We start from the raw sequence: 24,260 nt of genomic DNA on the forward strand, positions 1-24,260 counted from the left end.
AGAGAAATCCAAAACGGAAACCCAAACCGGCGCGTCGGTTTCCCCAGCTAAGCTAGCTCATACTGAAAGTATAAAAGCTGTAGCTATAGCTCGGGAACCGACGAAGGCCGAGATTGACGCGGCGTATCACCGCATCGGTTCCAGGGCGTTCGAAGTCGCCGGGTTCGATCTGGCCCGCGACAGGGGTGATTACCGCGTGGCGCGCCAGTGGGCGGCGGACGGGCTGCAGCGCGGCATGACGGCGGATCAGATCGAGCAGGTCGTGGTCGAGACCGTGGAAACCGTGACTGCGCGTGAGCGTGGCGCCGGGCGAGTGCTTCCGCACATGGGATATTTCAAACCTGCTGTGGCGCAGGCGATCGAGCGGTTTGACGTTCATGCGCCGCGTACGGTGGAAGATCATCTGGCGCAGGAAGCGTGGCAGAAGGCCATGGGCGAGTGGATGCGTTCGGGCGGCAAGGGGCCGCAGCCGCAGCTGGTCGAATTCAGCAATTTGCGCGCCGCATGATGCGAGACAGCAAGGTTCCAGCGCCCTGCGATCCGGGTGAATTCGTGGATGTCTCGGCCCTAGCCTTCCGCAGCCGCAAGCCGACCGAGTTCAGCACGCTGCGTCCGGTTGTGGATCAGGTGGCGGAATGGCTGGATGAGGCCGCAACCACACTGGCCACGTTGCACGTGAAAGACCTTCGTCCCGCCGGCGTGAAGATCAATTGGCCGGACATCGTCGCTGATCGTTCGGATCTCGACTGGTTTCGGGCAAGCGATGACGTTCTGCCCTCGCCTACAGCCGACGCCGTGGCGCGCATGGATATCGTTCTCGGCTGGCCGGGGCTTCTCGCAGACATGGGCCAGCGAACCGTCGTCAACAAGCGCCTGATCGTGAACCCCTATTCCGGAAAGTTCCGCTGGGAATGGCGCGCTTTGGCGCGTCATCTCGGGATTGACCATAAGACCGCGCAGGCGTGGCACAGACGCGCCTGCGAGGTCATCGGAAAAAAAATCGACCAAACGTAATTTTCCTCTCCCCAAATTCCCCAGATTGCAGTATCTGCAAAGTCATGATGTGGGGTCGTGCAGCCTTTGGGGCGCACGGCCCTTTTTCGTTGGGCGCGCCGAACGCGGGAGGGTGTCATGTGATCTCGCCCCGCGCCCCCGACTCATGCGCCTCTCGCATGCACCCCGCCCCATCCATGCAATTTTCTTGGGTCCCTCCTGGAGGGTTCCCCTGCCGGGGGAAGTTCGAACCCCGGTAGGTCGGACTTTTTGAGAAAATAAAAGAAGGGTTTCTGTTGTTGTTGTTGTCGTCTGACCAAAGCGCGTCGTCTGGGCCGCCGATGGCGACGCCGATGCTCAACAAGCGCCAGATGGGCAACCGTCTGGGCGTCTCCAGCCCGACCATGACCGCGTGGCTGGAGCGCTGGCCGGACTTTCCGGTTGTTGAGCGCGGCACAAACGGCGCGAGCTACAGCTTTGATCCGGAAGCGGTGTTCAAATTTCTGGCGGAGCGGCGCGAGGAAGAGGCGCTCTCGCGGTCTGGTCGCGATGAAGCGCTTATGGCGCTGCAGCTTACGTTCGCCGAAATCTTGCCAGACCCGCCACAGGCTCCGGGCGCGGGGCGCAAGCTCAGCACTAAAGAAGAAATCGACCTCTGGAAGCTGCGCGACCTGAAACAGAAGGCGGCTAAAGAGAGCCGTGCTCTGGTTATCGTCGCCGAGGTCGAGCGCCTGTTCGAGAACGCGCTGGTCAAACTCAGCCGGGACGCGGGGACCTTCATTCGTCGCCTTGGGCAGCAGGAGCGTTGGCCGGACGCCCAGATACGGTCCGTCGAGGCGCGCTTCGCAGAAATGCAGCGTAAGTCAGTCAGCGACGCGCTCGCCACTCTTGAAAGTGAGCCAGACGATCATGAGCGCCAGCTCGACCTCACTTGATGACCTGATGCCTGGCGACGTGCTGTTCGCCGATCCTCGCACAATCGTCCGCAAGGCGCTGCAGGCCTATCTGCCCGCCGAGAAGATATCAGTCGCCGAATGGGCGGCGCAGAGCCGCTATCTGGACAATCGCGGCGGTGGCTATGTCGGACGCTGGTCGCACGACGAAGCGCCCTATCTCGTCGGGCCGATGGAGGCGCTCACAAGCTGGTCGCACCTGACTACGGCGGTAGTGGGGCCTGCCCGATCAGGGAAAACCGCGTGTGGCCAGAACTGGATCGGGCAGACAGTCGAAAATGATCCGGCTGACATGCTGGTCTACGCGCAGACGGAAGATGTTCTCGAAAGCTATGTAAAGCGCGAGATCGAGCCCATGATCGCCAGCCATCCGGTGATGGCGGAACGGCTTGGCGCGGCGCCGAAGCTCCGCTCCATGAAGTTCAAACAGTTTCGGGGGATGTGTGTAGAGTTTCTCTCGGCCACGAAGAACAACCTGATCAACAAGGGCGCTCCGCGCGTCATCATGACGGAGCTCGACGCCGTCTCCCCCGAACTGGGCGACGCTTACAATCTCGCCTCTTTCCGTCGTCAGACATTCGGCAGGGAGAGCATGGTTTTCGCCGAGAGCCACCCTGACCGCGCGCGAGGCCTCGATCCGTCCCTATGGACCGACGGCATCATGAAGCTCTACGCGGATAGCGACCGACGCACCTGGTGGTGGCCCTGCCCGCACTGCAACGCGTTTTCCAGTCCGACGCCAGGCGCCACGCGCGAAATGGTGCTCCACTGGCCTGAAGATGCGCCCCTAGACGAAATCAAGGAGGAAGCGCGGCTCGTCTGCCCCTGCTGCGGCTCTCTGATCGAGGACAAATGGCGGCGCGCCATGAACCTCGACGGCGTGTGGGTCGGGTCTGGCCAGGAGATATCGGAAGATGGGGAGGTTTCTGGCGAACTGATCAAGAGCGACATAGCCGGGTTCTGGATCACCGGACTTATGTCGCCATTCGTAATTGACGGCATCGGCGCACTCGCGCGGGAAATGGCGAAAGCAAAGCGGGCTTTCGAGATCACTGGCGACGAAAAGGACCTGAAGGAAGTCACGGTCAAGCGCTTCGGCATTCCCTATGGGGGGCAGCGCAAGGCAGGCTCTCTCGACGCCGCGACCCTCGCTGACCGCGCCGAGCCAGCGCTCAAGCTTGGCCGCGTGCCTGTCGGCGTGCGTTTCCTGACTGCCGGCATCGACATTCAGTCCAACCGTTTCGAAACACTCGTGCGTGGATGGGGGCGCGGTAGCGAGAGTTGGGTCATAGACCGGTGGGAGGTTCCAGCCGATCCTGCCACAAGCCCGGATGCCTGGGACGCGTTGCTGCGGGACCTGCGCCAGCGCAAATACGAGCTCGACGACGGTTCTGGTCGCGGTATGAGCATCCGCGCCATCGGTTACGATAGCGGCGGTCAGGAAGGCGTGACTATTCAGGCCTACAACGCCTGGCGCCGCGCCCGAAAGTCGGGTCTCGCCAGAATGGCGGGCCGGATTGACGGGCGGGAAGCGTGGACGCTGTTGCCGCTCAAGGGCGCGTCCAGTCTCAACGCGCCTCCCCTTTCCGTCTCGCACCCCGACAGCCAGCGGCGGGATAGAAAGGCGTCGGCGCGTGGTGAAATCCCGGTCGGGCTTTTCAATCCCAACCGCGCGAAGGACGATCTGAACGTCGCCTTGCAGAAGGCTGAACCGGGGCCGCTTGCGATTCACTTTCCGGGTGCGCTGCGGGAGGGTGAAGCGCCCTACCCGTTCTTCGAGCAGCTCGTCGCCGAGGAAAGAGGGCCTGGCGGCCGTTGGGTCAAGAAACGAGGCGTCTCTCGCAATGAGGCTCTCGACCTCATGGTCATGACTTCAGTGATGGCGTTCCTTTTCGGGGCGCATCGCATCAACTGGGACAGGCCGCCCGCATGGGCGGCCGAATGGGATGAAAACAGCCTGGTTTCTGTGATTGAGGACGCCACGGCCGGCACGCATCCGACCGGCGTGGCCAGTCCTCACGTCGGCAATACAACCGCGCCATCCCGAACGCCTCAAAACAGGCGGCGCACGCGCTGGGCTGTGTGAAGGGGTGCTCAGACTGCGGGGGGCTTTAGGAGGAATCCGATGGTTGTATCGTTAGACATCAAATTTGACGCCAGACAGGTCATGAAGGACCTGCGTGCGCTTTCTGAAAAGGAAGTTCCGAACGCAACTGCAGCGGCGCTAAACCGCCTCGCGAAAGGCGCATCATTACAAGTTCGCGATCGGATGGAAGAAGTATTCGACCGCCCAACACCGTTTACTTTGAAAGGATTTTACGCGAAGCCCGCGCGCGCAAATGATCTCGAGGCGTGGGTGGCGACACGAGATTACGCCCCCAAGGGCAGTCCTGCGATCCGATACCTTGGACCACAGATTCGCGGCGGCCGCCGCGACATGAAGGGAATAGAGCGTGCTCTCTCCCCTCTTTCGGGAGGGCAGTTCATTCTGCCGGGCAAAGATGCCCCACTCGATCAATACGGTAACATTTCTCGCGGCGTGCTCGTGCAGATCATGAGCCGCCTCAGCGTCATGCGCGATTCGACCGCCAACATATCCAGCAAAACAGCAGCTCGTCTGGCGAAGGCCGGGAAAAACGTCAAAGGTCAAAAAAGTGAATACTTTATCGGGCGCGAGCGGGGAAATGGCAGACCCACCGGCGTCTACAAGCTCGTCGGACCCGGGAAGGTCGCTCAAATTCTGAAGTTTGTGGCCAAGCCTCCAACCTACAAAGCGGTCCTCCCCGTCGAGCAGATTGTTCAGGACACCATCGCGCGTCGCGCTGGACGCATCGCGCAGGAAGAAATCATCAAGGCGTTTCAGAAACGAGGGCTGCGCTAGAGCGTCGCTGTCTCTGCTGAACGCATAGAGGCGGCCATGCGTAAATCGATTTTCCCGGTTCCATGCGGAACCTGGGCGGGCATGACGGAAGCGCAGGTCATCGCCGCCAGAAATGGCGCGCAGCTTGCTCTTCAGCAGTTGCTCTCAGGAAAGCGCCCGGCATCGGTCAGTTACGCGCAGGGAGACGGAAGCCGAAGCGTATCCTTCAGCAATTCGGATCAATCGCAGCTGCGCATGAACATTCGCGAGTTTAACATTTTACTGGGCGTTCAATCGCGCCGCAGACCCATGAGGCCGTATTTCCGATGAAAGCGCCCCGGTTGATCGCGAAAATGTGGAATGCGATCGCAGACGCAGGCAATTCCCCTTCCCTGCCTCCGACCGCGCTTCCCGGTTTCATGGGGGGAATGGGTGGCCCGTTTGCCTATGACGCCGCCAATATTTTCAGTCAGGAAGGATCAGACTGGAATCCGCTGCTACGGTCGCCGGATAATGAAATCAATATGCACCGCGACCGCATGGTCGCACGTGCGCGAGATCTCTATCACAATGATGGCTGGGCGCGTGGCGCCATCACGCGGATTTCCGACAATGTTGTCGGCGCGCAGTGGAGACTTGTCGCGAAGCCGGACTATCGAGCGCTGAACCAGCGCTACGGCAAGGGGTTCGATTCCGTTTGGGCCGACGAGTTTCGGCGGGTTGTGGAAGCCGAATGGCGCACATGGTCAGACGATCCTCTGTTCCTATGCGATCAGGAACAGGCGATGAGCGTGCAGCAGATGCTGCGTCTGGCCTTTATGCACCGCATAAAGGACGGAGAATCTCTGATCCGCCTGTTTTTCGATGAAGACCGGATCGCAATGGGCGCGCTTTACGCGATGACCATGCAGGTCGTGCATCCGGACCGGCTCTCGAACCCCTACCAGCAACAGGACACGCATTTTCTGCGTGGCGGGGTCGAACTGAACGATGATGGGGCTCACATCGCCTATCATCTCCGCCGGGCTCACCAGTTCGATTATTTCGACGCCGTTGAAAGCGTCGAATGGGAGCGTATCCCCCGTTACACGCCCTGGGGCAGGCCTGTCCTGATCCACTCCTACGATCGCGACGACGCGGGGCAGCACCGGGGACTGTCGGTCTTTGCCCCCATCATGAACCGGTTCCGCATGCTGTCGCGATATGACCAGGCCGAGTTGCAGCAGGCCCTGATCCAGACATGTTTCGCGACGTTCTTCGAAAGTCCCTATGACGCGGAAGACGCGATGACAGACGGAGAAGGTGGCGAAGGATCGCAGTATCAGGAAAATCGCAGGGATTTTCACGAGCAGAACCCCATGGCGATAAACGGGGTTCGTATCCCTTCCCTCTTTCCCGGTGAGAAGGTGTCGACCGTATCCGCCAGCCGCCCATACAGCGGATTTGCAGAGTTCCACCGGGCGTTCCTGCGCAATTTCAGCGCAGCGTCCGGAACATCGGCTGAGCAGATCAGCATGGATTACAGCCAGACGAACTACTCTTCGTCTCGCTCATCGTTTCTGGAGGCGTCGAAAACCATGTATCGGCGTCGTGAAGATTTCGGTCGCGATACTGCGCGGCCAATTTATGTCGCGCATCTGGAAGAGCAGTTTGACCGCAAGCTTCTTCCCCTGCCCCGCAACGCACCGGACTTCCTTGAAGCGAGGGCGGCCTATTCGCGGTGTTGGTGGATCGGCCCCGGTCGCGGATGGGTCGATCCGGTCGCCGAGCGGCAGGGCGCCATTATGGGGCTGGATGCAGGCCTGAACACGCTCGAACGCGAGTGCGCCGAGCAGGGGCTGGATTATGAAGAGGTTCTCGATCAGCGCAGCACCGAACGCCGAATGATGGAGGAACGCGGCATCCCGTTCCCTGAGTGGGCGGTAGGCGCTCCTGTACCAAGAGCGATGAAGGCGCCGGACGCCCAATGAGCCGCCTGCCCTTTCTCGCGCAACGGGTCTTCAACGTCCCGGTCGCCATTCACCCACAAAAGGCCGAAATCATTGTCGCCGCCCTGTGGGAGCGTCTTGGCGTCGCTCATATGGTCAGCGGCGGCCGGCGTGTTCAGGCGGCGGACATTTTGGAAGATGCTGACGGATTTGGCGACGCAGCCCCTGACAAAGGCTACGAAGCTGTCAACGGCGTCGCAGTCATCCCTGTGTCAGGCACTTTGGTGCAGAAACTGGGATCGATCCGCCCTTACTCCGGAATGACCGGTTATGACGGCATCCGCCACAACCTGCTCACGGCGCTCGATGACGACGCGGTCAGGTCGATCGTTCTGGATATCGACAGTCCAGGCGGCGAAGTCGCCGGCTGCTTTGACCTCACAGATTTCATCTATGACGTGCGCAAGCAAAAGCCGATACGCGCGATGCTCGATGAAAATGCCTTCAGCGCTGCTTATGCCATCGCTTCGGCCTGTGAGACGATCACTGTTCCCCGAACGGGCGGCACCGGGTCTGTCGGTGTGATTTGCATGCACGCCGACTGGACCCGGGCGATGGACAAGGAAGGCGTCACGGTCACGCTCATCCGTTACGGCGCGCTCAAGGCGGAAGGGTCGCCTTATGAAACCCTCAGCCCGGACGCCCTGGGGCGTATTCAGGCGGATATCGACAGCATGGGCGAGCTGTTCGTCGAGACTGTCGCCCGCAACCGAGGCCTGCGCGCCAGCGCGGTTCGCGGCTTCCAGGCGAGAACCTTTCTTGGCGCTGAAGGCGTCAGGGCAGGCCTCGCCGACGCGGTGATGTCGCCAGCACAATCCTTCGCGGATTTCTCGCGCGGGCAATAACCGAACTTTTATCAGGAACAACCATGGCAACTCGTAATCGGGCGCGGCTGTCGTTCGCGCATCTGCTCGCCTCCACGTCTATGTCGTCAGGCCGCCGCGCCGACGACGATAGCGACAATCGTCAGGACCCGGCAGACGCCGACGACGATGATGAAAATGACGATCCTGCCGGCGACGGCGTTCCGGCCGCTCGTCGGCGCGCTGACGATGATAGCGATCCCGACAACGTCGATGACCCGGATGACGGCGACGGACAGGCGCGCGGCAGCCGGCGTGCGGACGATGACGCGCCGGACGAAGAAGATGACGAAGCCGACGACGCCGATCCGTCCGCCCGCGCCGCAAGGCGTCGCGAGCGAGCACGCTGCGCCGCCATTTTCGGTAGTCGTGCTGCGGCGCATCGTCCGGACATGGCGGCGCACCTCGCGTTCAACACGTCGCTCAGCGCGAACGAAGCGGTGCGCACGTTGCAGGCTTCAGCAAACGGAGCCCGGTCATCCGGTCCAAGCCTGAGCCGACGCATGTCTGCGTTTCCATCCAGTCGAACCGGAATGGACACAGCACCGAAATCTCGCGGGCAGCAGGTTTCGGCGAGTTGGGAAGCGTCGGCCAGGCGTGTCGGCATCCAGTTGAAGAAGTGAGGAGGCCAGAATGGTCAGCCCTGTCCTGAATGAGAATTTTTACTCCGGCGCTTTTATCGTTCGTGAGGCGAACGGATTTCTGTCGCGTGATCAAGGCGAGGTCGTGAACGCGACCGACGAAAACGTCACGTTTCAGGGTGGCCTGGTGGTGGCGTCTGCTACAGCCGCCACTGCGGATCTGATCGTCACCGAGACCAACACCGGCAATGGCACGCTGGGAAGCGTCGCCACGACGTCGAGCACGTCGCCGAGCAATTATTCGGTGCTCATGACGTCAGATACCGCCTTCTCCGTAACCGACGCCAAGGAAAACGTGATCGGGACGGGGGTAGTCGGAACCGCGTTCACGGGCACGAACGGGCTTGGCTTCACCATCACGGCTGGAACTACCGCATTTGTGGAAGGGGATTCCTTCCTCATCACGGTCATCAACACGAACTACGGCCAGTACGTTCCCTTCAACGGAACCAACACGGCGGTAGGCATCCTGTTCAACCTCCTGCGCCTTGGTCCTCAGTCAAGCCATCGGGCCACTGTCATCAAGCGCATGTGCGAGGTCAATGAAGCTGAATTGCAGTGGGATGCTTCGGTGACAGGCGCAACCAACGCCGCGACGCTTCAGCAGGCCGCTCTCACCAGCCTCGCAGCCGCAGGCATCGTCGCCCGCTAAGCTTTCCGCGCTCCCGACGCGCCCCCAAAAACTGACGCGAAGGCCACCCGGATCCGTATGGATTCGGGCTGTCGTCGTATGCCCGATGGGATCACATCATGGTATCACTTGACGTTTTTAATCAGGACGCCTTCACGACGATGGAGCTCACCTCCTATGTCGATAAGGTCCCCTTCCAGCCAACCGGCATCGGCGATCTTGATCTCTTCGAAGATCTGCCTGTCCGCACAACATTCCTCATGGTCGAAGAACGCGACCAGCGTCTTGTTGTCATTCCGACCTCAGACCGTGGCGCTCCCGCGACCGAACGCCAGACAGAAAAGCGCAAGGCGCGCTATTTCGAAATCCCTCGCCTCTCGCACGGCGATACGGTTTACGCCTCGGAACTGCAGAACGTTCGGGCCTTCGGAACCCAGACCGACCTCATGCAGGTCCAGGACGAAGTAAATCGCCGCCTTGCAGGCCCGACGGGCCTCACGGCGAACATGGAATACACCTGGGAACTGCACCGGCTTGGCGCCATTCAGGGCATGCTGCTGGATTCAGACGGGTCGGTTATTCGCAACTGGTTTGACGAATTCGAGATTTCGCAACCTGCGGAGATCGGCTTCGCGCTCGACGCCGCCGACCCTGCCCTCGGTTCCCTGCGCATCCAGTGTAACCAGATCGTGCGCGCCATGATGCGTGCAGCACAGGGCGCGTGGCTTCCTTCCACGCGCGTCATGGCGATGTGCGGCGACGATTTCTGGGACAAGCTGATCACGCACAAGGACGTGTTGACCACCTACTTCAACTGGGAAGCCGCGCGCGAACTGCGCAAGGGCACCGCCTTCGAGGCGATGGATTTCGGGGGAATCTCGTGGTTCAACTATCGCGGATCGAATGACAACACGACCGTCGCCGTTGGCACGGACAAGGTGAAGTTTTTCCCTGCTGGAGCACCCGGCGTTTTCCAGCGCGCACTGGCGCCGGGCGAAGCGGCTGAATGGGTCAATACCCTCGGAAAGCCGATCTACATCATCCCGATCTATGATCGCGATCGCAATTTCTGGTGGCGGATGGAGGCCTATTCCTATCCGCTGCATATCTGCACCCGTCCGGAAATCCTGCGCTCCGGACGCCTTGGCAGCTGATGGCCATGGACTTCGTCGATCTCGTCCTCGGTGCCTGTCAGGACGCGTTCGGCGAGACCGTCACCTGGCAGTCGGCGCTCCTCGCAGCGCCGGTGCAGGTTCAGGGGATCTTCGACGAAGGATACAGCCCGTTCGACGGGATCGGCGGTGATGACGGCGTGGCCTCGCAGCATGTCTCGTCGGCAACGCCTGTCCTGGGCATTCGCCTGATCGACTGGCCCGGTCAGGTCAGACAGGGCGACCTTCTGACCATTCGAAACAGGCTCTACCGCATCAGGGAAGTCCAGCCGGACAGCCACGGTGCGGCCAAGCTGTTGCTGAACAACGCGGAAAGAGAAAATGACCCTTTACCGCGCTGAACTCCGCGAAATGGCTGTGGACGCGCTGAAGGCCGCGAACACCATTGCGGGACCGAACGTATTTTCGGCGCGAAGTCTTCCAGTGACGGATGAGGCGCTCCCTGCCCTGTATCTTCAGGTGCCCGATGACGACGGCGTAAGCGATGGTCGCTCGGCGCCGTCCTTCACGCGGACAGCCACCCTGGCGATCCGTGGCTATGTGGCGGCAGGAACTCCGGAAAAGAGCGAACTCGTGCTGGAGCATCTGGCCGAGCAGATCGAACTGGCGCTGATGACGTCCGTGCCGTTGATGGCGGCCGTGCAGCAGGTCTCATTCCTGCGCACGCAGATGCTGGTTTCAAGCGACACCGGCCAGCACAAAGGCGAGCTCCGGATGCTGCTGGGTCTTGAATATACCGAGACCTATCCGCTGCCCGGAACCCCGCTGACCGGCATCACTGGCCAGATTGAGGCCACTGGGCACGACGATTTCGCGGGTTTCTCCGCCCAAACCATCTGAACAATCGAGGCGATAATGTTTGTTAAGCCCGCCCCGGGCCGCGCAGTGCGCTGGCCTGTTTCCATGCGCCTGCTCAACGAGGCGGGCGAGAACGTTCCGTCTTCCCCATTCTGGCTGCTCGCGCTGCATCACAAGGATGTCGTCGTGATCAAGCCTCCAGTCGAGGCCGCAGCCATTCCTGCTGAGCAGGCGGCAGACGTCACGGCGCCCCATGAAGGAATTGAAGCATGAGCGGCAGTGTTTCGATCGCCGGATACAACGCGACGAACCGCGTTCCCGGCTTCTACTTCGCTCTCGACAATTCGAAGGCCAACACTGCGAGCGTCCAGAGGCGCGTGCTGATCGTCGGCCAGATGATTACGGGAACCGGAGTCGCAAACGTCGCGACCTTGTCCGCCGGTTATAGTGATTCCGTCGCCAAGTATGGCGCGGCTTCGCAGTGCGCCCAGATGGTGAGCGCGTATCGTAAAATCGACACGCAGGGCGAGATCTGGGTTCTGCCTCTGGCTGACGATGCGTCAGCAGCTGCAGCGACCGGCTCATGGACAATCTCGGGAACCGCGACCGCAGCCGGAACGCTCTCGCTCTACGTGGGCGATCAGCTGATCTCGGTCGGCGTTTCGTCCGGCGATACCGCCGCAACGGTTATCGCATCCGCCGTCACTGCGGCGAACCAGGTTGCGGGGCTGCCGGTGTCCATCGTCGAGTCCAGCACGGCGGGAACATTGACGGCGACCGCGCTCAACAAGGGCGCCTGCGGCAATGACATCCTGCTTGGCGTGTCGTTGCTTGGGACCACGGGCGGCCAGTCCGTGCCGTCCGGACTGACCGTCGCCGCCGGGACCATGGCCGAGGGCACGACCAACCCGACGACGTTGGCGACAGCGCTCGCCACGGCTGGAGAGCGTGTCTACGATCTGATCATCCACCCCTACACAGACAGCGGTTCCCTGAACGCTTTGCAGGAGTGGCTGAACGACACGGCTGGTCGCTGGTCGGCGATGCTGCAGCTCTACGGGCATGCGATCACAGCCTATCGCGGCACCTACGGCGCAGCGACGGCGTTTGGGATCACGCGGAACGACCAGCATGCGACGATCACGCCGATCGGCGACAGCCCCTCGTCACCCCTGATCTGGGCAGCCCAGCTCGGAGCCGCGACGGCCCAGAGTATGCGGACAAACCCGGCGCTGCCCGTCACAGGCATCGCGCTGACGGTCATGCCGCCCACGGACGCCGGTCGTTACACCACCTCACAACGCAACTCGCTGCTTTACGACGGCCTTGCGACGTTCACGGTGAACGACAGCGGAACGGTCGAGATCGAGCGGATGGTCACGACCTATCAGACCAACTCCGCCGGCGTCGCCGACGACAGCTATCTCGACATGGAGACGTTGCTGACGGCCGAGATCTGCATGCAGGATCTCCGGACGTTTCTGGCGTCTCAATACTCTGGATACATTCTCGTCGCCGATGGGTCGAAGATCGCCGCCGGACAGAAAGCCACCACGGCCGCTCTGATCGGAAAGGCTGCTGCTTCGCGGTACCGCTACCAGGCGACGCAGCTCTGGGTCCAGAACGCGGATACCTTCGCCAGCGCACTGACCGCGACGAACGTCGGTGGCGGCGTTGTCGATCTTCTCCTGCCGTATGATTTTGCGAACCAGCTTCGCATCGTCGCCGGCTCCCTGCAGTTCACGAAATCCTAAGGGGCCACTATGTCAGGAACAGTTTTCCGTGGGCCTCTGGCGGGCACCTCAAGCGTCGAAATTAATGGCACGACCTGGAATGTCGTGGGCGAATGCCAGTATTCCGTCGCCGGGTCTCAGAACGAAACTCTCAAGGGCCAGTCGGCGGTTGAGGGTTTTTCGCAGATGCCCAAGCAGGGTTACTGGTCGGCGACCCTTCGTGATCGGCGCGATATCGATGGGCCGTCCACATACCAGGGCGCCAGCGGCCTCACCGTTATTTGCCAGATGGCTAACGGCAAGATCATCACCGTAGACGACGGCTGGCAGGTCGAGGAAATTGCCGTCAACACTCAGGAAGGTACGTTCGAGCTGCGCATCGATAGCGCAAGCGTCGTCGTGGACGTGGTGGGATAATGCTGCATCTTCAGCCAAGCGACGACGACGTTCTTGCGGTTTTCGCCGGGACCGATGGCTCACTTGAAGAGTCCGACGACGGCATAATTCTTCTCAAACCGGCCATCAAAGATGGAGACAATACGGTTGATCGGCTGACGCTTCGTCAGCCGACCGTTGCTCAGGTTCTTGGCGCTGCTGATGTGATCGGCAAGCGCCCGACCTTAGAGACGGTCTACGACTCTCAGATCATCCTCATCGCGAAATCGTGCGGGCTTGCGCAAAAGATTATAGACGCCCTGCCCAGCAGAATTCTTGATGAGGCGGTCGCATGGGTCTCAGCGTTCGAAGAGGATGCGCGCCGTTCGCCAGAGGCCGAGCCTGACTGGTCGCCCGAATTCGTTGTGAACTTTCCGAATGCACTGACAGGGGGCGGCCGGAGTTTTTCCGTCATGCGGCTGCGAGAGCCCACCGTCGCCGAAAGGAGAAAGTTCAAGGCGCGCGAAAGTGGCGGTTCTGCCGCCGACATCCTGCGCGCAGAAATTTCTCTCGTGCAGGATGTGAGCGGGTGGCACACGGCGGCCGTGCTGAACGCCCCGATCAGCCTCTTTGCCCGTGCGGCGGATTATCTCACGGGTTTTTTTATCGTTGGCCCGGCGACTGGGAAAGCCTCCCGGCGGATCTAAGCCAGTTTTTCACGGGCTGGACGCGAAGCGAATGCGAAGGCCTGAACGGGGCGCAGCTCTGGCAGGCCGCCGCTGACGTCAGGCGGATCGCCGAGATGCGAGAAAAGGCAGCGAAGCGTAATGGCAAATCAGGGCGCTAGGGTCGTCATCAGCGCGACCGATCGCGCCTCGGCGACGCTCGAAAAAATTAACACGCGTATCGCGGCGATTCAGGCGCCGGTGCGTCGCGCCCGGGCGGCAATGGACCGTTTCGCGAGCGTCACCGGCTTGCGCACCGTGCAAAACGGCCTCGAGGGGGTCGGGCGATCTGCTCTCGGCGCATTTAGGACGCTGGGGCAGATCGTCCCGGTGCTTGGGACGATCACGGGGGCTGCAAGCGTCGCCGGCATATACAGGCTGGCGAGCGCATGGGGTCAGGCCGGGACGCGCCTGCAGACTGCCTCCCGGTCCATCGGGATGGCGCCGGAAAAGCTTATGGCGCTGCAGAACGCTGCGCGTCTCTCCGGCGGAACCGCCGAGGGGATGACAGGCGCGCTGGAAGGGCTGGCGCAAACACGCTGGGAAGCCGTGAACGGGTTTGCCCCGGAAGCAACAGCCCAGTTTCAGGCCCTTGGCATCAGCTTCGAAGAGTTGAGAAAGATGTCGCCGGACCAGATGTTCGAGCGTCTGGCCAAACGTCTTCGCGCGATCAAGGACCCGGTTGCGCGCACGATCGCCGCCCAGAAGATATTCGGTGGCGACGCCGCCGGGATCTTGCCGATCCTGCAGCAGACCGGCGACGCGTTTGAGCGAAACGTTCGGCAGGCAGAACGCTATGGCTTGATGAATACGAAGGGCGTCGCTGCTGCGGATCGGCTGCGTCGCGCGCAGGAGGGGCTGAGTGAGGCCGTCGAGGGCTTCGGGTATTCGATCGCCGAATCTCTTGAGCCGGTTATCAGGCCCGTCGTCGAGCAAATGTCGGAATGGATCGCAGCCAACCGAACGTGGATAGCTCAGGATATCGCTGGGTATGTCGGGAAGTTCATTACCTGGTTGCGAACTGGCGGCTGGGACAAAATCAAGGGAGACATCACAGGCGTCTATGACGCGGTGACGAATGTTGTGACGTCCCTCGGTGGGTGGAAGTCTGCGGGGAGAGACGCTCTGATCGCCGTCGCCGCGATCTACGCTGCTCCGGTTTTGGCTGGATTTGTAGGGCTCATAGCAAACATCTCTGCCGTCGCGGGCGCGTTTACGTCTGTGAGGCGAGAAGCGGTCGCTGCTCAGGCCGCCGCCGCCGCCTTTGGCGCTCGCAATATGCCTGTAGCGGGCTTGGGAGGAATTGCTCTCGCTGGTTACAATGCCTGGTCTCTCTACCAATATGCGAAGAATGGCACCACGCCGGATCAGCAGGATGCGAATAATCGCAGCTTTATGTCTCTTCCGGGCGTCTCTTGGCTGGGAAAGACTTATGATCGGGTCTCCGGCGCCGTGGATCGCATCACCGGAAGAGATCTCGAGCCTGCATACAAGGCGTGGCAGTATTTTCGCGGTCAGGGGTGGAGTCCGGCGCAGGCATCGGGAATTGTCGCCAATCTCGACAAGGAAAGCACGTTTCGCCCCGATGTCGCTGGTGACAGCGGCCGGGCTTACGGGTTGGGTCAGTGGCATGCTGATCGACAGGCTCAGTTCGCGAAGCGCTTTGGCCACAGCCTCCAGCGCTCCACATTCGATGAGCAGCTGCAGTTCGTTCAATATGAGTTGACCAACGGTGATTACCGGAGTGCTGGCGACGCGCTGCGTCAGGCGCGAACTGCAGGCACTGCGGGCGCCACTGTCTCGGCGCTCTACGAGAAGCCCCAAGATCAATTTGGCGAAATGGATGACCGCGCGCGCCTCGCGTCATCGTGGCTTAACCGCTTGCAGGATCGAGAGGGTTACGGCGGCAACGCGTGGCCGGCCTGGCTACACGATAATGCTGTTCGGGAAGAGCAAGGCGATTCATCGCCCGTCAGGCTCGAGATATCCGTCGACCACAAGAACGCCCCGCCCGGTTCATCGGTGAAAGTCAAATCGACCGACCCGCGCGTGGACGCGCATGTCGTGAAACAGGTGCGGGCCATGGACCCGCAGAACACAGCCGTAGGAAACTGAGATGAGCGGAACGCTGGGGACGATCGCAGGGGAGTTTCTCCAGTGCTCGTTCCGCGGCGTTCCGTTCGTTGTCCGCGGATCGGGCGGAACCCACGGCCGCAAGCAGGCGCCGCACGATTACCCCGGGCGCGACGGAATCATGATCGAGGATCTCGGGCGCCAGGCGCGCCGAATACGCATCTCCGGTTTCGTCGTGGGGGCGTTCGCCTACGCGCAGCGTGATCTGCTGATACAGGCGACGGAGACCGCCGGGACAGGCCTGCTCGTCCATGCGACGCGCGGGATCATGCAGGTGTGGTGCTCACGCTTCGAGTGGCGTGAGCCGGAAGAGCGTACGCGCGTCGTTGAACTCGAATTCGAGTTTATCGAAGAATCCAGCCTTCTACCGACTCTGGTTACGGCGGCGCTGTCCGCCAGCGTCGGAGCGTTGGTCACGGCCCTCAATACGTCCTCGGCCTCCAGCTACGCGTCGCGGACAAGTTCCGCTCTTGACTATGGGGCGTCGGTCCTGAGCGCCGCGCAGACTGTCGCGTCCAGCTGGGCTGCTGGCGCGCTGTTCGCCGTTGAATCACCGATGATGCAGCAATCGGCGATGTCGGTCCTCGATGGCAACTACGGGCGCTACGCGTCAGGGTCCAGTTCGGATGTCGACACCACAGCGACTGTCGCGAGCCAGTTGGCGGCCCTCGCGACAGACCGGGCGAGCGTATCGTCCGCAATCGCATCCGTGGCGACGTCCGACAGCGCGGCCACTCTGGCGACCGCCGTCCAGGCCGTCATCACCGCCCTTGCAGACGCAACCGACGATCCGGGCGTCCTGATCTCCCTCCTCTGGCCTCTGACGTCGTGCGCTCCCTCGATCACCGCCAGCTCGGCGCCAATCGGGGGCGCCATAGCAACCGTCCAAACGGAGACAGCGGCCCATTGTCGCCGCGCTGCGCTGGCCGCTATCGGATCGGCATGCGCGTCATGGTCGCCGTCGTCGTCCAATGAGGCGCAGGACATGGCGTCACGGGTCACATCTCTTATCGAGGCCGAAGAAACGACAGCAGGCGATGCGGGCGATGACGCGGATTATGAGGCGCTCCATGAGTTACGGGCTCAGGTCGCTGAGGACCTGCAGAAGCGGGCGGTCCAGCTCGCCGACATCGTGACGATCCAGCGCAACGCAAACCTGCCTGCCCTCTTGCTGGCGCAGCAGCTCTACGGCGACGGAACCAGATCCGACGATCTGGTCCAGCGCGCCGATCCGATCCATCCGGCATTCATGCCGAACGAGTTTGAGGCCCTGTCAGCATGAGCGGCGTTCTCTCACAGATTTCGGCACTGCTGGGGTATTCAGCCTCAAGCAGCCAGACTGTGGTTGTGCGAATTGGCGATCAGCTCATTTACGGCTGGACGAGCGTCGCTATCCGCCTGGGGCTTGAACTCATGCCCTCCACAGCGGATCTTACGATCACCGAGACCAGCCCGGTAACGGGGACGCTCCAGAACGTGTCGCCCGGCGATGCGGCGGAACTTTATATCGGCCTTGATCAACTGATCACCGGATATGTTGTGGCGGTGATCGATACAGAGAGCGCGGAAAGCCACGATATCCACGTCCAGATCGCCAGCAAGTCGATGGATCTCGTGGATTGCGCGGCCGAGTTTTCGACTTACCAGATGACAAGCACGAACGCTCTCGCGATCGCGCAAAAGGTGGCGGAGCCTTTCGGAATATCCGTCTCTTCGATTGGTGGTGCCGGCGACGTCAATATCCAGCAGTTCAGCGTGATCCTCACAGAAACGGCGTACGAAGTTATTGAGCGGCTTTGTCGCCTCGCTGGCTGTCTCTTCTACGATTTACCAGACGGCAACATCGTGCTCGCGCCGGTTGGTTCCGATCTTATGGCAAGCGGATTCACCATGGGAGAAAACGTTGAACAACGGCAGCACGTCCGCTCCATGGCAGGCCGATATTCGACGATCACCGCCATTCTGGCTAGCAACATTATGTTGTTTGATCCTCCGTCCTCTGACGGAAAGCAGGTCGACCAGATGAAGGCAATCACCGCGCCCGGAAACGCGGTCGTGACAGATCTGGATATCACTCGCTGGCGGCCTCTTCTGATTCCAGTAGAGAATGGCGATGCCGATTACAAAATGGCGCGTACGCGCGTGCTCTGGGAAGTGGCCCGCCGAGCTGGGCGATCAAGGCAAATTACCGTGACATGCGACAGTTGGCGGGATAGCGCCGGCGCTTTGTGGCGCCCCAATAAGCTGGCTCCCTATACGGACGGCAACGGTGTTTCGACCAATTACGTGATGGGCGAAATTACTCTCACGCAAAATCCGGGAGGGACGCGTGCCGATGTCACGTTGATGCCCCGTCAGGCGTTCATCCCAGAACCTCTATTGTTGCCTATGGCGTCCAATGAGGCTGTACGGGCTGCGAATAGCTGAGATGGCCGACGTATTCACGCGTCTTGCGCGACGCATTTCCATGGCCCTGTCTACATCAAGGCAGACAGCTGCCACGAATGAAGCCTCAGGCACCTCTACGGTTCAGCTTGTTTTGCCCGGGGGTGAAGTCCGATCGGATGTCCCAGTGCTCCAGAATTACGGCTTCTATGGCAGAAGTCTGCCGGGAGCAGATCTCGGGGTTATGTTCGTGACTGGCGACCGGTCCCGTGGCGTCGTGATCGCGAGCAACGATCAGCGCTATCGCCCGACTGATCTGCAACCCGGCGAAGTCTGTGTCTACCATTCGAGCGGCTCGCGGATCACGTTGCTTGCTGACGGCTCTATCTCGATCGCTCCGGCTGCGAAGAAAGTCACGATAGATGCCGATGTCACCGTCACGTCCCTGACGGCGAGCGGCGATATCGTTGCCGGCAATATCTCGCTTCAGAAGCATCTAACCTCAGGCGTCACCGCAGGCTCGGCAAAGTCGGGTCCTCCCGTTTCGGAATAATCCCCATGGACATTGCGGTCATTTGGAACGTCGCGAAGGCTCGCGGCGACTGGACGATCTCGTCCGGAGATCTGGCTCTCGACAACCCCCTGCGCTCCGCCGTCATGGTGAGCCTCTTCAGCGACCGCGTGGCGCCTGACCAACCCTCACAGACCGATCAGGCTGTCGGGATCACCCCGCCGGGTAATGCGGCGAACAGCGGGAAGAACGATCGGCGCGGGTGGTGGGGCGACGCTTACGAACCTGATCAGATCCCGATCGGATCGCGGCTCTGGCAGCTGCAGCGCGCCGTCAAGGCTGGCGACACCGCGATACTACGAGACCTGAAGCAAATGGTCATCGAGGCGCTCGTCTGGATGAAGAACGACGGCGTCGTAACAACAATCGCCGTGGACACGGCCTGGAGCGCCACCAGCGCCAACGTCGTCGAATTTTCCGTCACGCTTACGGAGCCCGGCTCAGCCGGACCTCAGACGTTTTTCTTTTCGTGGGCTTGGGAGGGCCTCTGATGCCGTACAGTCGCCCTACCCTTACCCAGTTGCGTCAGCAGGCGGTGCAGGACGTGCAAAGTGGAGGGATCACCGGCGTAACGGCCCTCCTGCGGTTCTCCGTGCTTTATGTGCTGGCGATGGTGCTCGCAGGGCTTTCGAACCTGCATTTCGGGTTTATCGACTGGATTTCCAAACAGGCCATCCCGGCGACCGCTACGGACGAATTTCTGGAATCATGGGGAGCGCTGAAGACCGTCTACAAGAAGGCCGCCTCGGCAGGTTCTGGATCAGTCAGCTTCCCGGTTAGTTCCGCAGAAACGATACCAACGGGCACGACGGTAATCGCAGGCGGCGTGACGTGCCTGACGACGGATGTCAGCGTGACGACGAACGGCGTCACCGTCGCGCCATGTCTGGCCCAGACAGCCGGGGCCGCCAGCAATGTCGCATTGAACGCCCTGGCGACGCTCGGCAGCCCGGTTGAGGGTGTGCAGACCTCTGGAACCGTCACCACCGCCTTCTCGGGCGGGGCGGACGAGGAAACAGACGATGAATACAGGGTCAGGGTCCTCGATGCTTACGCAGCGGGAGGCGAAAACGGAAACGAGCAGGATTATATAAACTGGGCGCTGGACGTCGCTGGAGTAACGCGCGCTTGGTGCGATCCCATCGGCATGGGCGCCGGCACGGTTGTCATCTTTTTCATGATGGATGACGCACGCAGCAGCGATGCAGGGTTCCCTCAGGGCACAAATGGCGCTGCTACAAGCGAAAGCCGCTACACGACAGCGACAGGCGATCAGTTGACGGTCGCCGACGCAATTTATCCGAAGCGTCCCGTTACAGCCCTCGTCATCGCCTGCGCGCCAGTGGCTCAGGCTACAGATTTCTCGATCACTGGCCTTGGCGACGACAACACCAGCGACAATCAGGACGCAATAACCAGCGCCCTGTCCGACATGTTTACACGCCTTTCTGAGCCGGGCGGCACGATTGCGCCGAACCAGTGGTACGAGGCGATCAATGCGATCGGCCTGACCAGCTTCGTCGTGGCGTCACCTACTGCCGCGATCACCGCCACAGGAAGCGGTTACATGCCGACCCTCGGCGCCGTGACCTTTGCGACATGAGCGCCCCTGTCTTTACCGTCGACCAGTTTCGCAAGGCGTTGCTGGCGCTGCTCCCCCGCGGTCGGATCTGGTCTCGCGACAGCGACGGGCTCCAATCGCTGCTTGTAGCGTGCTGGGCCGCGTCATTTCAGCGCAGTGCAGCGCGGGCCTCAAATCTTCTGACAGACGCATTCCCGACGACTACAGAGGAATTGCTAACGGAGTGGGAAGATAGTCTCGGACTACCTGACCCCTGCGCAGGCACGAACCCAACCGTCACGACGAGACGCGCCCAGGTAGTTGCGCGCCTTACCGACACCGGCGGCAGCTCAATTGCCTACTATGTCGCGTTCGCGGCCACGCTTGGCTACACGATCAGCATCACCGAGTTTGCTCCTTCCCGCTTCGGGCGCAAATTCGGAACGCCGTTCGGCGGCGACGCATGGGCCTACGCATGGCAGGTCAATGTTCCGCAAATCACACGAACATACCTTAAATTTGGCGATCAGTTCGGTGCCGCTTTCTCATCTTGGGACAGTACCGTTCTTTTTTGCGAACTGAAACGGATCAAGCCCGCAAATACGGTGTTGATCTTCAACTATACGAGTTGAGCTATGGATTTTTTGATTGCAGCAAACTCGGTCCCTCTTGCCGATCGCGACGTAGCCCCCGCGTCAGGAACTCCCCAATGGGCGACGGATGGAGATCCCACTACCAGCGTCCCCGCCACTGATTTTCCGGCATACATCTTCAATGCGATATTGTCGGAGATAACGACAGCAATCACTGCGGGTGGACTTACGCTCAACGGAAATGACTGGACGCAGCTTTCGCAGGTGCTCGCGAAACTGGCGCCGCTTGCCTCTCCCGCCATCTCCGGCACCCCAACCACACCCGACATCTCCGGCTCGTGGCAGACGAAGCAGGTAGTCAATGCGGAGAGCGTATCGAACATGCTGTTCGCGTCGCTCGCACAACCAGTGACGTCCTCAGGCGGCCTGACAGTTCCCGCGGGTGCTCGTTACCTGGAACTCACATGCATAGCAGCCGGCGGCGGCGGTGGCGGCTGCCAGTCAAACTCATCGACGTCGACAAGCTTGATTTCCTTCGGTTCCGGCGGTGGCGCTGGCAGCGCTATCATTTCTCGCCATGCTGTAACATCGACGTCGTCTATCGCTCTCACCATAGGGGCGGGCGGTGCAGAGAGCAGCGCGGGCGGCGACACATACGTCACTATCGACGGGTCTGTGGTTGTCAGGGCTGCGGGCGGCGCGGGCGGACTCTCCTATACCGGCGGCACGTCCGGCGGCGCGGGCGGCGCGCCCACTCTCTACTCGGGCCAACTAGTAGCGGCATACGACGGCAGCGATGGCTATGACGGCCAAGCAGGCAATACCATGCGGTCACCCGGCAACGGCGCCCCGGGCTTCCTCGGTATGGGTGCTGGTCGTGCCGGTTCCCAGGGCGGTAGGCCAGGAACATCGTACGGAGCGGCTGGTGGCGGCGCTTACGACAGCTCGTTCACAGGCAACCGTTATTATGGTGGCGCGGGCTATCAGGGCGCTATTTTTTACAGGTGGATATTTTGAGCACATCACAGGCATACGCCGTCTATTACACGTCGGCGACAGGCGAATACGCGGCTGGATACGTTTTCGACCGCTCTATGTGGGACGGAACGTCCGCATGGTCGCCCCCGGCCGGCAGCGCGGCAGTCGCCGACCCGGACAGCAAGTATCCGATCGGCAGCACGTATAGCGCAAGTTAGCAACGTTCGGGCGCCGTCTCACCGCCCTCGGCAGAAATCAGCCACAATACGGAGCGACGCATGATCAGGCGCGCGCACGAATACATCCGCACGATTTTGCGGAGAGAACACTGGTGGGCCGAAGCATGGTCTGGCATCGCACTCATCGCATTCGGCATGGCCTCCATGCTGCAAACGCGCGAAGCTCTACACGCGACGCCCAGCACGCATAATTTCTTCATCCTCCTCCCGAACGGCCTTTGGCAGTCCCTCCTTGTCTTGTCCGGGTCATATCAGCTCGCCGTGCTTGTCGCGGGGTTCCGCAACTGGCGCGTCTGGCGCGGCAGCGCCGCCGCAAACGCAGCGTTCTGGTCGCTGTGGATTGCTTTCAGCCAGGTCATATACGCGTTCGGATACAATCCGATTGTGACATTCGTTTTTGCGTGGGTGGGCATCAACCTCTACGCCCTGAGCCGCGCCATTGGAGGGCTGCGATGATATGCCCCTCCTCCCCGATTTGTGGGCGGCGCTGCAGCCTTGCATTGCGCAGCATCCATGGCTTGCGCCAGTGTTCGCAGGCCTGCTTGTAGTTTCTTACATTTTACGGGGTCTGTCTGTCGTCTGGGGCCGATACCAGCGCTCGCAGGAACTGGATCAAACGCAACAGGCGGATCTTGTTCACGCACTGCAGGACCAAAGGGACGCGGCGATGCGAGATCTTACGATCGAGCGTACCGCGCACGCAGCCACCAGAACACGCGCCGAGCGCGCCGAGGCGGCGCTTCGTGACCATCTCAGGCGAGAAGAAATCAAATGACAATCAACTATAAGAGCGCGCCTGACATCGCCGCGCGCACCGCCTGGGGCGAAGCTCGGGGAGAAGGCGCGCCTGGCATGCAAGCCGTCCTCAACGTCGTCGCCAACCGCGCCGCCCAGCCGTGTTGGTGGGGTCGGTCGATCCTGAGTGTTTGTCTGAAGGCCGAGCAGTTTTCTTGCTGGAACGAGAACGATCCGAACCGCGAGAAGCTGCTGGCCGTCACTGAAGCGGATCCGGAGTTCGTCACGGCCTCGTCTCTTGCGGAGAGCCTCGTTGCTGGGACGCTCGCGGACATAACGGGCGGCGCCGATCACTATTACAGCGCGTTCATCGCAGCGCCCGGCTGGACGATTGGCCGCAAACCAACAGCACACATCGGCCATCAACTGTTTTATCGGCTCGGGCCTTACGGGCGCGCATTGGAAGCATCCGCATGAGCAGATGCTCTACGGCGCCGCATCGCGGCGCACGCATCGAGATCTCCGACAACCAGTATAGGGGCCTCACTTTCGTTCCAAATTACCGTCTTCCCCCGATATCAACAGGTGATCTGCTCTACGCACGAATCGCATTCGTTGGAATCTTTTCAGCGCGGATCGTAGAGGCTGCGGTGACGTCGGAAAATCTTGATATTGGACCTCCTACGATAGCCACCGATGAAGTCCGGTTCGCCCTGACCGCGCCTTTGGGATCTTCGCAGAGTGGCGTCGTCACTATATCTGCTCGCAGTGCCGACGGCGACGTGCGAACAGCGCAGATTTATGTGCCCATTTTATCAAATGCGTCTGGAATCACCGGCGCATTGCCGTCGTATGCAGATAATTCGTTTGTCTACGGCGACGTCTTTTTCCCCAATCCGAGCGGCGACGCTCCTTTGTTGATGGTGTGATATGGCGACTGCTTGGTCTGACCCCAGCCTGAATACTGACACTGCGGACACGACCGATCTGCTGGCGATCCTTCGCGTAGCATCAAGCGGTGATGTGCTGTCGTATTCACCGCTCAACATCACCCTGACGGCCCTGTTTTCCTCATTCCTGCCAACAGCTTTGGCGGCGGTTATGGCTGCCATACCGACTGAGGACGGCACGACCAGCCCGATATGGCTAAACAACGGCGTCATCACACGAACGACGACCGGCGGCTCTCAGTCTGGCGTGTCCCTGTCTGTGGCGGCGCAATTCGCGAGTTATGCCCGCTGGGTCGCCAGTCTTCCGACCAGCGATCCGGGAACTGGCACGGGCACCTTCTGGAGCAATAACGGCATCGTCACGGAAAGCGAGGCGTCTTGAT

30 protein-coding genes and 1 pseudogene are annotated in these 24,260 nt (G+C 61.1%); all 31 read left to right on the top strand.

All coding sequences use genetic code 11. The annotated features are described in order from the left end of the window. Positions 1–508, top strand: a pseudogene (locus tag G442_RS25495) (hypothetical protein); the annotation flags it as partial. Then, entirely contained in the window at positions 505–1,014 is a 510-nt protein-coding gene (locus G442_RS0100010; RefSeq protein WP_026396324.1) for a DUF6362 family protein, read from the top strand. The pseudogene G442_RS25495 and the gene G442_RS0100010, both read left to right, overlap by 4 nt. A 320-nt stretch (positions 1,015–1,334) precedes the next feature. Beyond that, complete coding sequence (locus G442_RS0100015; RefSeq protein ID WP_154660328.1) at positions 1,335–1,928, top strand: DNA packaging protein; 594 nt, start codon at positions 1,335–1,337, stop codon at positions 1,926–1,928. Further along, positions 1,903–4,032 (top strand): phage terminase large subunit family protein, encoded by a 2,130-nt coding sequence (locus G442_RS20085; protein WP_084440266.1) that lies wholly within the window; start codon positions 1,903–1,905, stop codon positions 4,030–4,032. Before G442_RS0100015 ends, G442_RS20085 begins: the two co-directional genes overlap by 26 nt. Positions 4,033–4,113: 81 nt before the next feature. Continuing rightward, on the top strand, positions 4,114–4,827 hold the full coding sequence (locus G442_RS0100025) for a hypothetical protein (RefSeq protein WP_246789267.1): 714 nt from the start codon (positions 4,114–4,116) through the stop codon (positions 4,825–4,827). A gap of 36 nt (positions 4,828–4,863) precedes the next feature. Next, the gene (gene gpW, locus G442_RS0100030; RefSeq protein ID WP_035375981.1) at positions 4,864–5,136 is read left to right on the top strand and encodes a gpW family head-tail joining protein; all 273 of its coding nucleotides are present in this window, start codon (positions 4,864–4,866) and stop codon (positions 5,134–5,136) included. After that, entirely contained in the window at positions 5,133–6,776 is a 1,644-nt protein-coding gene (locus G442_RS20090; RefSeq protein WP_211229105.1) for a phage portal protein, read from the top strand. Before gpW ends, G442_RS20090 begins: the two co-directional genes overlap by 4 nt. Further along, entirely contained in the window at positions 6,773–7,639 is an 867-nt protein-coding gene (locus tag G442_RS0100040) for a S49 family peptidase (protein WP_026396328.1), read from the top strand. The genes G442_RS20090 and G442_RS0100040 overlap by 4 nt, the downstream gene beginning before the upstream one ends. A gap of 23 nt (positions 7,640–7,662) precedes the next feature. Beyond that, positions 7,663–8,280: a hypothetical protein gene (locus G442_RS20095; RefSeq protein ID WP_051291750.1), complete on the top strand. Its 618-nt coding sequence runs from the start codon at positions 7,663–7,665 to the stop codon at positions 8,278–8,280. Positions 8,281–8,290: 10 nt separating this feature from the next. After that, entirely contained in the window at positions 8,291–8,950 is a 660-nt protein-coding gene (locus tag G442_RS20100; protein WP_051291751.1) for a head decoration protein, read from the top strand. A 98-nt stretch (positions 8,951–9,048) separates the two neighbouring features. Further along, positions 9,049–10,083 carry a major capsid protein gene (locus tag G442_RS0100055; protein ID WP_026396329.1) on the top strand — a complete coding sequence of 345 codons (1,035 nt, stop codon included), beginning with the start codon at positions 9,049–9,051 and terminating at the stop codon, positions 10,081–10,083. Beyond that, on the top strand, positions 10,083–10,442 hold the full coding sequence (locus G442_RS20105) for a head-tail joining protein (RefSeq protein ID WP_051291752.1): 360 nt from the start codon (positions 10,083–10,085) through the stop codon (positions 10,440–10,442). Before G442_RS0100055 ends, G442_RS20105 begins: the two co-directional genes overlap by 1 nt. After that, positions 10,423–10,941 carry a hypothetical protein gene (locus G442_RS0100065; RefSeq protein WP_026396330.1) on the top strand — a complete coding sequence of 173 codons (519 nt, stop codon included), beginning with the start codon at positions 10,423–10,425 and terminating at the stop codon, positions 10,939–10,941. The genes G442_RS20105 and G442_RS0100065 overlap by 20 nt, the downstream gene beginning before the upstream one ends. A gap of 15 nt (positions 10,942–10,956) precedes the next feature. Next, positions 10,957–11,172 (top strand): DUF2635 domain-containing protein, encoded by a 216-nt coding sequence (locus tag G442_RS20110; RefSeq protein WP_035375982.1) that lies wholly within the window; start codon positions 10,957–10,959, stop codon positions 11,170–11,172. Beyond that, complete coding sequence (locus G442_RS0100075) at positions 11,169–12,653, top strand: phage tail sheath subtilisin-like domain-containing protein (RefSeq protein ID WP_026396331.1); 1,485 nt, start codon at positions 11,169–11,171, stop codon at positions 12,651–12,653. The genes G442_RS20110 and G442_RS0100075 overlap by 4 nt, the downstream gene beginning before the upstream one ends. Before the next feature lie 9 nt (positions 12,654–12,662). After that, on the top strand, positions 12,663–13,049 hold the full coding sequence (locus G442_RS0100080) for a phage tail tube protein (protein WP_026396332.1): 387 nt from the start codon (positions 12,663–12,665) through the stop codon (positions 13,047–13,049). Next, positions 13,049–13,714 (top strand): phage tail assembly protein, encoded by a 666-nt coding sequence (locus G442_RS0100085; protein ID WP_026396333.1) that lies wholly within the window; start codon positions 13,049–13,051, stop codon positions 13,712–13,714. The genes G442_RS0100080 and G442_RS0100085 overlap by 1 nt, the downstream gene beginning before the upstream one ends. A gap of 120 nt (positions 13,715–13,834) precedes the next feature. Next, positions 13,835–15,847, top strand: a complete 2,013-nt coding sequence (locus G442_RS23730) for a phage tail tip lysozyme (RefSeq protein WP_026396334.1) — start codon at positions 13,835–13,837, stop codon at positions 15,845–15,847. A 1-nt stretch (position 15,848) separates the two neighbouring features. Then, entirely contained in the window at positions 15,849–17,147 is a 1,299-nt protein-coding gene (locus G442_RS0100095) for a DNA circularization protein (protein WP_026396335.1), read from the top strand. Further along, on the top strand, positions 17,144–18,292 hold the full coding sequence (locus tag G442_RS0100100; protein ID WP_026396336.1) for a phage baseplate assembly protein: 1,149 nt from the start codon (positions 17,144–17,146) through the stop codon (positions 18,290–18,292). The genes G442_RS0100095 and G442_RS0100100 overlap by 4 nt, the downstream gene beginning before the upstream one ends. Before the next feature lies 1 nt (position 18,293). Then, positions 18,294–18,803, top strand: a complete 510-nt coding sequence (locus tag G442_RS0100105) for a phage baseplate assembly protein V (protein ID WP_026396337.1) — start codon at positions 18,294–18,296, stop codon at positions 18,801–18,803. Between the two features lie 5 nt (positions 18,804–18,808). Beyond that, positions 18,809–19,312: a phage GP46 family protein gene (locus G442_RS0100110; RefSeq protein WP_026396338.1), complete on the top strand. Its 504-nt coding sequence runs from the start codon at positions 18,809–18,811 to the stop codon at positions 19,310–19,312. Further along, on the top strand, positions 19,312–20,424 hold the full coding sequence (locus G442_RS0100115) for a baseplate J/gp47 family protein (RefSeq protein ID WP_026396339.1): 1,113 nt from the start codon (positions 19,312–19,314) through the stop codon (positions 20,422–20,424). Before G442_RS0100110 ends, G442_RS0100115 begins: the two co-directional genes overlap by 1 nt. Further along, positions 20,421–21,014, top strand: coding sequence for a YmfQ family protein (locus G442_RS0100120; RefSeq protein ID WP_026396340.1), 594 nt, complete (start codon positions 20,421–20,423; stop codon positions 21,012–21,014). Before G442_RS0100115 ends, G442_RS0100120 begins: the two co-directional genes overlap by 4 nt. Before the next feature lie 3 nt (positions 21,015–21,017). Further along, positions 21,018–21,992, top strand: coding sequence for a glycine-rich domain-containing protein (locus G442_RS25840; protein ID WP_051291753.1), 975 nt, complete (start codon positions 21,018–21,020; stop codon positions 21,990–21,992). Further along, a complete protein-coding gene (locus G442_RS20125) occupies positions 21,989–22,171 on the top strand; it encodes a hypothetical protein (RefSeq protein WP_146882042.1) in 183 nt (60 codons plus the stop codon). The genes G442_RS25840 and G442_RS20125 overlap by 4 nt, the downstream gene beginning before the upstream one ends. 60 nt (positions 22,172–22,231) lie before the next feature. Then, positions 22,232–22,648 (top strand): hypothetical protein, encoded by a 417-nt coding sequence (locus tag G442_RS0100135; protein ID WP_026396341.1) that lies wholly within the window; start codon positions 22,232–22,234, stop codon positions 22,646–22,648. 1 nt (position 22,649) lies between these two features. Further along, on the top strand, positions 22,650–22,967 hold the full coding sequence (locus G442_RS0100140) for a hypothetical protein (protein ID WP_026396342.1): 318 nt from the start codon (positions 22,650–22,652) through the stop codon (positions 22,965–22,967). Next, positions 22,964–23,404 carry a cell wall hydrolase gene (locus G442_RS0100145; RefSeq protein ID WP_026396343.1) on the top strand — a complete coding sequence of 147 codons (441 nt, stop codon included), beginning with the start codon at positions 22,964–22,966 and terminating at the stop codon, positions 23,402–23,404. Before G442_RS0100140 ends, G442_RS0100145 begins: the two co-directional genes overlap by 4 nt. Next, positions 23,401–23,856, top strand: coding sequence for a hypothetical protein (locus G442_RS0100150; RefSeq protein WP_026396344.1), 456 nt, complete (start codon positions 23,401–23,403; stop codon positions 23,854–23,856). Before G442_RS0100145 ends, G442_RS0100150 begins: the two co-directional genes overlap by 4 nt. Position 23,857: 1 nt before the next feature. Continuing rightward, entirely contained in the window at positions 23,858–24,259 is a 402-nt protein-coding gene (locus G442_RS0100155; protein WP_026396345.1) for a hypothetical protein, read from the top strand. The last annotated feature ends 1 nt before the right edge of the window (position 24,260 follow it).

It is taken from the genome of Acetobacter nitrogenifigens DSM 23921 = NBRC 105050, from assembly GCF_000429165.1.
GTDB classification, from domain to species: domain Bacteria; phylum Pseudomonadota; class Alphaproteobacteria; order Acetobacterales; family Acetobacteraceae; genus Acetobacter; species Acetobacter nitrogenifigens.